The sequence below is a fragment of the Halorubrum kocurii JCM 14978 genome (assembly GCF_000337355.1).
Classification (GTDB): domain Archaea; phylum Halobacteriota; class Halobacteria; order Halobacteriales; family Haloferacaceae; genus Halorubrum; species Halorubrum kocurii.
Window position 1 is genome coordinate 80,091 of the sequence record NZ_AOJH01000037.1, and the last position, 8,956, is coordinate 89,046.

An 8,956-nucleotide genomic window follows, 5' to 3' on the forward strand; every position below is an offset into this window, starting at 1 on the left:
TTGACATATATTACTATTAGCAGCAGTTATCAGTGGATTTTGTTTCTTCAGATATGTATGGCGCCACATGCCAAGAAGCCGGCTGGGATCTCACGGCGAAACACACTTACGACAACTGGTGCCGCGCTCGCGGCAGCGAGCGGCCTTGCGGGATGTTTAGGCGGAAACAGTAGCGGTGGTGGCGCACAGTTCTCACCGATCAACGAGGAACTCACCGTATGGCATGCGATGGGTGGAACAAACGGTGAGACCCTGAATCAGATCGGGACGAACTTCGAAGAAGAGTTCGAGACGGGCGTGAACATGGAGTTTCAGGACTCCTACGAGAACGTCCTCACGAACACCCTCTCGGCGTTTGACTCCGGGAATGTCTCGGACATGCTGCAGGTCGACTCGCTGTTCGCGCAGCAAGTGCTCGACACCGATCAGGTGCGGCCGGTCGAGGAGATTCTTCCCGATGATTTCGACGCCGACATTTTCCTCGACAACGTCGCGGAGTTCTTCACCGTGGACGGCGAGCTCACCTCGCTCCCGTTCAACAACTCGAACGCGATTATGTACATCAACCGGGACGCGTTCGAGGAGGCCGGACTCGATCCCGATGATCCGCCGCAGACACTGGCGGAAGTCCGCAGCGCCTCGGAACAGCTCGTTGACCAGGGCGTGACGCAGTACGGGATCACATGGCCGAATCACGTTTGGTTCGTCGAGACGTGGTACGGGTTCGAGGGCGAACTCTTGACCGATGCAGAAAACGGCCACGCCGGGGAGCCATCGGAATTCCGGACCCCTGATGCGGCCTACGACCTCTACGACTGGTGGAAGGGCATGTCTGACGACGGCCTCTACACGAACCCGGGGATCGAGGCGTGGGGCGAGGCGACGTCGCTGTTCATCGAACAGGAAGCCGCGATGGTACTCACTAGCACCGCCTCTGTCGCAGGGCTCATCGCTGACTCTGAGGACTTCACCGTCGGTGCCGCGCCGTATCCGAGTATCAGCGAAACCCGTGTCGGCCCGGTGATTGGCGGTGCTTCGTTTTACGTCCCCGACGGATTGCCTGAAGAACGATATGAAGAAATCGGGCAGTTGCTCGAATACATGTCTCGGCCGGAGGTCCAAACGGAGTGGCACAAGGGGTCGGGCTACTACCCGATCACGCAGCCGTCGGTCGACGCGCTCGATGAGGAGGGCTGGTTCGAAGAGAATCCGATGTACCAGGTTGCGCTCGATCAGCTGCAAAACGGCGATGCGAGCGACCCGGCGACCAAGCGGGCGCTGCTCGGTCCGGCGCGGAATGTCCAAACGGTCATCCAAAACAAGTCGGTAGACATTTTGAACGCCGACAGCATCGATGCCGAGATTGAGGCGCTCAAGACCGACGTGGACGACGTGCTGACTGAGTACTACAACTGACCGCGGAGTCACACACCCATGTCCACACGCGAAATTTTTGACAGCCGGATCGAGTCCGGGTTGCTGCTGTTGCCGACCCTGCTCGTCTCGATTGTCTTCCTGTACTATCCGACAGCGCTCGCCGTGCGAACTAGCTTCTTCGACTCAAGTTTCGGGCAGGTAGACGAGTTTGTCGGCATGGAAAACTACGTTACACTTCTGGCTGACTCGGGATATCATTCGAGTCTACTTCTCTCAATACTGTTTGCTGCTGTCGTGGTGGCCGGCGTCATCTCCGTCTCGCTATATCTCACGTTTCTCATCCACGAGGTTGACACCGGCCAGGGGCTGTACCTGATCTCCGTAATCTGGCCGTACGCTCTTCCACCCGCGGTCGGTGCGCTCGTTTTCCTGTTCATCGCACATCCGACACTGGGCGTGTTGACCGGTCCGGTCGAGGCGCTCGGAATTGACGTCGACTGGTTCAACAACGGCCCCCAGGCGTTCGTCGTCGTCGCGCTCGCAGCGATATGGAAACAGATCGGTTACAACGTGATCTTCATGATTGCGGCGATGAACAACATCCCGGACACGCTCACAGAGACGGCGGAACTTGACGGTGTGAGTGGGATCCGACGGCTCTTGTCCGTGTACGTACCGATAATGACGCCGACGCTGTTTTTCCTCGTCATCATCAACACCATCTATGCGTTCTTCGGTACGTTCGCGTTCGTGGATCTACTCACGAGCGGTGGGCCGTCGAACGCGACGAACATCTTGATCTTCGACCTGTATCAGGAAGGATTCTCCTTCTTCAATTTCGGCGTCGCCTCGACGAAGTCCGTCGTGTTGTTCCTCGTCGTCGGCGTACTGATGCTCGTACAGTTCCGTGTGACTGAAGAATACTCCTACTACGGTGGCTAAAATGGTCCAACTACTCCAATACGCGAAGCGACAGGCCAACGCGCTTAGAGGGAACCAAACAGAAACCACCCACGATGTGCGTCCCGGGACGCACCTCCAACTGTGGTTCCTCGTATTGGTCGTGGTGTTCCCGATTGTCGTCGCGGTGATCGTCAGTACCAAAGAGACAGGCGTGGTGACGAGCCTCGGCGATCTGCTACCTGGGAGCTACGCCGTCGAGAACTACCGCGAGGCACTGGTCGATTACCAGTTCGGCCGATTCATGTGGAACTCACTGGCGATGTCGCTCGTGATCGTCGTCGGGAAGCTCATTGTCTCCGTGTTCGCGGCGATGGCGATTGTCTACTATCGAGTCCCGTACAAGGACCTCGTGTTCCTGTTCATCCTGTTTACGCTGTTGTTGCCCGTCCCCGTTCGGTTCATCCCACTGTTCCAACTCATGAACGATCTCGGGTGGAGCAACACGATCCTCGCTATTACCGTTCCGTACATCGCCAGCGCTACGACGGTGTTCATCCTCCGTCAGCACTTCCTATCGATTCCGACATCGATCGTCGAAACGGCGAAAATCGACGGTGTCGGGCCGCTCCGATTCATGCTGTTTGTGCTGTTGCCGATGTCAAAAGGCGTCCTCGTCGGCGTCTCTATCATCATGTTCGTCTACGCGTGGAATCAGTACCTCTGGCCGCTGATCATCATCGACTCCGAAGCCAATCAAGTCGCTCAGGTCGGACTCCAACTGCTACAGGGCGACGTTCAGGGCGGGCAGCTCTCGTGGTCGCTCGTGATGGCCGGCTCGACGCTAACCCTGCTACCACCGCTACTGCTGATGATCGTGTTCCGTAAACCACTGTTAGAGACGTTCAGCATCCAACAAAAATAACAATGACAACCGTAACACTACAGAACCTACAAAAATCGTTCGGCGATGTCGTCGCCGTCAATAGCATTGATCTCGAAATCGAGGACGGAGAGTTTCTCGTTGTCGTCGGTCCGAGCGGGTGTGGCAAAAGCACGACGTTGCGGCTGCTTGCGGGGCTTGAACCGACGACTGACGGCCGGATTGAGATGGGAAATCGAGACGTCACCGGCGTCGAGCCCAAAAATCGGAACGTGGCGATGGTGTTTCAGAACTACGCGTTGTATCCCCACATGACTGGGCGGCGAAACATTACCTTCGGAATGAAATCGAGCGGTGATTTTTCCGATGCGGAGATCGAGAGCCGGGTAGAAGACGCGGCCGAAACCCTCGATATCGAAGACTTACTCGATCGGAAACCGGAGGCGATGTCCGGTGGTGAACGGCAGCGCGTTGCGCTCGGCCGCGCCATCGTCCGTGATCCGGACGTCTTCCTGATGGATGAGCCGCTGAGTAATCTCGACGCGAAACTCCGAATCCAAATGCGTGCTGAGCTTGCTCGACTTCACTCTGCGCTTGAGACGACGACTGTCTATGTCACTCATGACCAGACCGAAGCGATGACGCTCGGAGAGCGAGTCGTCGTGATGAACGACGGGCAGATCATGCAGGTCGATGAGCCGCAGGTGTTGTACGACTTCCCGGCGAACCGGTTTGTTGCGGAGTTCATCGGCGACCCGGCGATGAATATGATCCCCGTCGATATCGAGAACGGTCACGCCGTCCACGACGCGTTTACCCTTCCGCTTCCGTCCGGCGACGACTCACCCTCGACTGAGCGGAACGGAGCTGGGGACACGCGGATTAGTGACGCCCGGCACGCGATTCTCGGCATTCGCCCGGAGGATTTCCGCCTCTCGGATGTACAGACAGATGACGGGTTACCGACGATAGACGCCGAGGTAAACGTTCGAGAACCGCTCGGAGACAGTTTGCTCTTACACTGTTCAATCGGAGCCACAGCGTGTAACATACAGGCAGAGCCGCGAACAGAAGTTCATGCCGGTGACACGGTGTCCGTCACGTACGACCCTGCGCGGCTTCATTTGTTCGAAGATAAGACCGGAGAAGCGTTCTATCACTCAGGGTTACATCTCCCATCCGATGAACAGGTAGTGTCCCAAGTTTCGAAATAGCGATCCGAGAAGAAATAGTATACTGTGTGACAGGATATTCATTCAATCTAGGTCACGACAAATCATCACAAAACCAACTACTGTTACGAGTAGCGTCGGTATTATTTCCGTACCAGACAATATTGGGCTGTTGGGTGTGCTGTGCGACACGCTGAAGATATTCCTCTGCGAATACGAACACATGCCGAAGGTCAGCGTCGAGATTCCCCAGGAATTGCTTGATGACCTCGACGAGCACGTTGGTGACGAGGGAAAGTTCGTCAACCGAAGCGACGCAGTTCGGGCATCGATCCGGAAAACGCTCGACATGCTCGATGATATCGATAGACGACACGGACGGGTTGAGACGGATGAATCTGAATCTCATTAGTTGTCCCTGCGAGAAAACTCAGCGTGCGCTTAGGCAGTCCCACGAGCGACGCTCCTCTGAGAAGTACAGATACGTCAGAAGCAGGGAGAGAGCATGCTACCAGTTGCTAGTTCGTGGTCGATGCCGGCCAGTCGGGTGTAATGTCGACCAGCTCGGCACTTATCTGCCAGAGTCGCCGTCGAACCGCTTGGTTCGTGGCCTCGGGAGCGGGGTCTTCGGGACCATCGCTGCCGACGTATTGGCCACTTACGGAGCCATACCGAGGGCCCACGAGAAGTGTTTGGAGGCGTTCGGCGGCCGCCCGTTTTGAGGTGGCGACACCCGGAACCATCCCGGCGATCCGAACCAGCAGCCGCGTTCGGAGCGACGCCTCCCGGAACAGGTTCGTTGACGGAACGAACCCCGGATGAACGCAGTTGACCGTGACTGCGGCGTCGTCCGGGAGACGGGCATCAAGTTCGACCGTGAACGCGATGTTCGCCAGCTTCGAGCGGGCGTACGCGTCGAGTGAGTCGTACCCGCCCGTCAGTTGGAGGTCGTCGAGATCGAGTGTCGCCCGCCGGTGGATGTCCGAAGCAGTAACGACAACACGCGGATCGGGTGCGTCACGGAGGTGGTCGAGCAATTCGTATGTCAGGAGGTAGGGGGCCAAGTGGTTCACCGCGAGCGTGAGTTCGATTCCGTCCGGACTCTCACGCCGTGATCCGGCTGAGAGTCCGGCGTTGTGAGCGAGGACGTCGATCCGGTCGTACTCGCGTTTCACGGTTGCTGCGAGGGACCGAACGGTAGATTGGGAGGCGAGATCGGCCTGATGGAACGCGATTGTTCCGACAAAGTCTTTGGACCGTTCTACGAGAGTTACCCCCTTCGACTCGTCGCGGCCGACGACTACGACGGTCGCACCTCGGTTTGCGAGGTCAACCGCTGCCACCCGTCCGAATCCGCTCGTTCCGCCTGTGAGAAGGATCGTGCGGTCAGAGAGATCGTCGGTCATCTCCCGTTTCGACGCCGACGGTCCAAGAGCGCGAGGAGCACGTACACAGCGCCGATCACGCGGACACCATCGGTGAGGTGTTCGTTCCACTCCACTGACTCAGGGTCTTCGTACACGAGCGACCCCGCGATGTGCTCGTACAGTCGCGGGATGAAAAGCAAGACGGCACCAAAGATTCCGGTGACATTCATCAGCCACGCGTAGAGGCGGCCGCCACGGAGCGCAGCGAGTGTGATAACGACTCCTTCAGCCCGAATCAGGGGATTAAACCACGGATGGACGGTGTTTTCCTCAGGGTTCTCGACCGCAATCCCCTCGAATACGTCCACGATCCGATCCGGAACGAGCGTCGTGAGAACACCGAGCGCACCGAGAAACCGCCGTAGCATACGCGGTTTTTCAATCTGACGTAGCTTAAGAGTCGGTGCCAGCAGAATGGACTCCTCACTTTATCATTGCGGCCACTAAATTACCGCCAGCGCCGTCGCAAACATGCGAAGAGATATCAGCGTCTTTCGGCCGGTCGAAGCCTACGCGGAGGCCGGCTCTTCTAGAACGCATGGCGTGGTCGCAATCATCTCCTTCTGTATGTTCGTCGGAACCATTATTTTCGGATTTATCCCGGTCACGAGGGAAATCGAAACATCCGGTTATTCGACCGCAGACCTACAGGAGTCAACAAATCGAACCGGCGTAGACACCATCTTACAGGCATTCGAGCCGATCATGGATTCGGTTGTTCTCCTCTCTATGCTCGATTACCTCTTTATTGTCGCTGGGTTCTTTCTCTTTTTCTCGCTCCATTCACTCGTGATGCAGCGACTGTCGTTCGACGACCGTCTAGTGCTAATTCCGAAGCTCGGGATGGTGCTGACTGTTTGTTCACGGCTCCTCGATTCATTGGAGAATTTCTGGGTTATCCTGATCTACTCAAACCCCGATAGCTATCCCACCGTTCTCATAAGCTTGATGAACACCACCCAATCGGCGAAATGGCTGGTGGTCACGGTCGAATACCCGACCCTCGGACTCGCCATCGTGTTGGTTCTTCTAGTCAAATTCACATCTCTGTTCGATAGGAAGACGCCTCAGATATAATCGGATGCCTACAATCGCCCATAGACAAGCACAGTCTATACCCGTCTCACGGAACTGTTCGGTGACTCTGGTTTCGACGAGATAGGTCCTGTTGAAATCCTCACCCGGTGATGTCTTCTTGGAGCCGTGCTGAATACAGAGCGCGTATCTCCCGCTGAGAGTTTGAAGAAGATTGTCTGTTCGAATCAGTCAGTACCGGATACAAGTACGGTGATGGGAGATATGTGAAGTCCGTTACTCTGGCAGTTGGCCCAGTCGTCGCACTATTAACCGTTGTCAAGCACGAACTCTTGGAGATCTTCAAGAAGATCCGGGCGTTCATCGACTATCTGCTTCACGCGTGAGTGTGCCGCAGTATGACAATCACGACAGAGAACGATGAGATTGTCAACATGGTCAGGGCCACCAGCTGAAAACGGAATAATATGATGTACTTCGAAGGAGGGGCCATCCTCATCAGTGGGGGTAACTACGTCACCACATCGTTGACATTTTTGTTCGTCTCGCTTGATGACCCGTTCGCGTAGTGATTGAGGCAGTCGTCTGGTTTCTGCGATGCTCTCGGAGTGGACTATTTTGTGGTGTGCGCGCATCCCTCCCTCGTTGGCAAACACCTCCCCGCACGTCGGGCACTCTCTTGGGTTGGTATAGTCGACGAGTTTCTCTCCATGAGAAATTGTATGGTGTGCTTTCATATCTCGTTCATGAACGAAATCATCTCGTCCACAGGACGGACATACGTGTTTACTCATCGTGGAATATTTGGTAATCAGAGTAGCATAACTGTTCAGGTGGGATTTTCGCCGGTCAATACAAATTTCGAGTACTACAGGCGATTCGGTAGGTCAGAAATAGAATGAATGTAGCCATTGTACTGTATTCATCCTCTGTATCTCGCACGTCGATTTCATCAGCTCTTAAGAATTTCACCTATGGAAACGCTGCTACCCGGGCAAACCACGTCTAGCGACAAAATGATTACGCCGTCTGGGGATCTGCTGTTTTCACAGCCNATTTCACCTATGGAAACGCTGCTACCCGGGCAAACCACGTCTAGCGACAAAATGATTACGCCGTCTGGGGATCTGCTGTTTTCACAGCCGGTAGGCGGTCGGAACGTGTCTGCGGTGCGGTCGCTGTCTGGCGATAGCTGACGCTCACGGAGGGCCTCGGCCGGCCACTGAGGGCCGCCGGACCGGCGGCCCTCAGATCCCTCGTCTATGCGGTTACACCCGGTGGATCGTACGCTTCTCTCCGATCAAGCATGTGGTAGATCGATACCAGCATCTTCCGAGCTGCTGCCACGATCGCTTTCTGTGAGTTCTTCCGGCTTGCTAACCGGTCGTAAAACCGACTGAGATACTCGTCGTTACTCGTATGAACTGCGGTGTTTGCTGCTTGGACGAGCAGCCATCGTACACGCCCCGATCCACGTTTCGAAATGCCCCCTTCGATCCGCGAGTCGCCTGACTCGCGGATCACCGGGTTCAATCCCACGTAACTGACAACCTCCTTGTCACCGTCAAACCGGTCGATCCCACCTAACTCCGCGTAGATTGTCAGCGCAGTGTAGTAACTCACACCGGGAATCGTCATGAGCAGCTGGGTCTCCTTCAGAGACCCAGCGCGCTCTTCGATCGTCTCATCGAGCTTCTGAATCTCTTCGGTGAGCGACTCGATCAGGTCGAGGTACGACTCGAGCAGCGTGTCGAACGGCGTCGGGATCGAGAGTCCCCGCAGGGACTCTCGTCCCTCCACGGTTAGCGGTTTCACGTCTTCGGTGATGCCGTGATCGGAGAGGAGTCCATGGACCTTGTTGGCGTACTTGGTACGGTTTTCGACCAGAGTCTGTCGCCCGCGCACGAGTGCGCGGGCTTCCCTAACCTCCTCGGTCGGAACGTAGCTTTCAGGCACCGAATTTAACCGGAGCATCCGCGCGAGTTCTTTGGCGTCAACGCGGTCGGTTTTCTTGTCGGTGTCTGCAATCTGGTTGATCTTTTTGGGATGAGCAACGGTCACATCCAAGTGCTCCGACAGCGTATCGTGGATGTGGTAGTAGTTGGAGGTCGCCTCAAGCACGGCTTGTGCGCCGGCGTACCGCTGGGCGAGGTCGTCGAGGT

Annotated in this window: 10 protein-coding genes; 6 read left to right on the top strand and 4 right to left on the bottom strand. The window is 56.2% G+C overall.

Annotation, left to right across the window (positions count from 1 at the left end; all coding sequences use genetic code 11):
• Positions 1 to 228 precede the first annotated feature (228 nt).
• From C468_RS04895 to C468_RS04915, 5 genes are all read left to right on the top strand, one after another.
• On the top strand, positions 229 to 1,416 hold the full coding sequence (locus tag C468_RS04895; protein WP_008847767.1) for an ABC transporter substrate-binding protein: 1,188 nt from the start codon (positions 229 to 231) through the stop codon (positions 1,414 to 1,416).
• Positions 1,417 to 1,434: 18 nt separating this feature from the next.
• Entirely contained in the window at positions 1,435 to 2,319 is an 885-nt protein-coding gene (locus C468_RS04900; RefSeq protein WP_008847768.1) for a carbohydrate ABC transporter permease, read from the top strand.
• Between the two features lies 1 nt (position 2,320).
• Positions 2,321 to 3,202, top strand: a complete 882-nt coding sequence (locus C468_RS04905) for a carbohydrate ABC transporter permease (protein ID WP_008847769.1) — start codon at positions 2,321 to 2,323, stop codon at positions 3,200 to 3,202.
• Positions 3,203 to 3,204: 2 nt separating this feature from the next.
• Positions 3,205 to 4,374 (top strand): ABC transporter ATP-binding protein, encoded by a 1,170-nt coding sequence (locus C468_RS04910; protein ID WP_008847770.1) that lies wholly within the window; start codon positions 3,205 to 3,207, stop codon positions 4,372 to 4,374.
• A 181-nt stretch (positions 4,375 to 4,555) separates the two neighbouring features.
• Positions 4,556 to 4,744 carry a ribbon-helix-helix domain-containing protein gene (locus C468_RS04915; protein ID WP_008847771.1) on the top strand — a complete coding sequence of 63 codons (189 nt, stop codon included), beginning with the start codon at positions 4,556 to 4,558 and terminating at the stop codon, positions 4,742 to 4,744.
• Between the two features lie 106 nt (positions 4,745 to 4,850).
• On the opposite strand, the gene C468_RS04920 is transcribed toward C468_RS04915, so the two are convergent.
• Together C468_RS04920 and C468_RS04925 are read right to left on the bottom strand one after the other, a co-directional pair.
• A complete protein-coding gene (locus C468_RS04920; RefSeq protein WP_008847772.1) occupies positions 4,851 to 5,738 on the bottom strand; it encodes an SDR family NAD(P)-dependent oxidoreductase in 888 nt (295 codons plus the stop codon).
• On the bottom strand, positions 5,735 to 6,127 hold the full coding sequence (locus C468_RS04925; protein WP_008847773.1) for a hypothetical protein: 393 nt from the start codon (positions 6,125 to 6,127) through the stop codon (positions 5,735 to 5,737). Before C468_RS04925 ends, C468_RS04920 begins: the two co-directional genes overlap by 4 nt.
• Positions 6,128 to 6,230: 103 nt before the next feature.
• Between C468_RS04925 and C468_RS04930 the strand changes: the two genes are divergently transcribed.
• Positions 6,231 to 6,836, top strand: coding sequence for a hypothetical protein (locus tag C468_RS04930; RefSeq protein ID WP_008847774.1), 606 nt, complete (start codon positions 6,231 to 6,233; stop codon positions 6,834 to 6,836).
• A 266-nt stretch (positions 6,837 to 7,102) separates the two neighbouring features.
• Here C468_RS04930 and C468_RS17515 read toward each other — a convergent pair whose 3' ends face one another.
• Both C468_RS17515 and C468_RS04935 read right to left on the bottom strand, forming a co-directional pair.
• Positions 7,103 to 7,588, bottom strand: a complete 486-nt coding sequence (locus tag C468_RS17515) for an HNH endonuclease (RefSeq protein ID WP_080510615.1) — start codon at positions 7,586 to 7,588, stop codon at positions 7,103 to 7,105.
• Positions 7,589 to 8,054: 466 nt separating this feature from the next.
• The coding region (locus tag C468_RS04935) for an IS110 family transposase (protein WP_008847775.1) at positions 8,055 to 8,956 on the bottom strand (902 nt) is incomplete at its 5' end.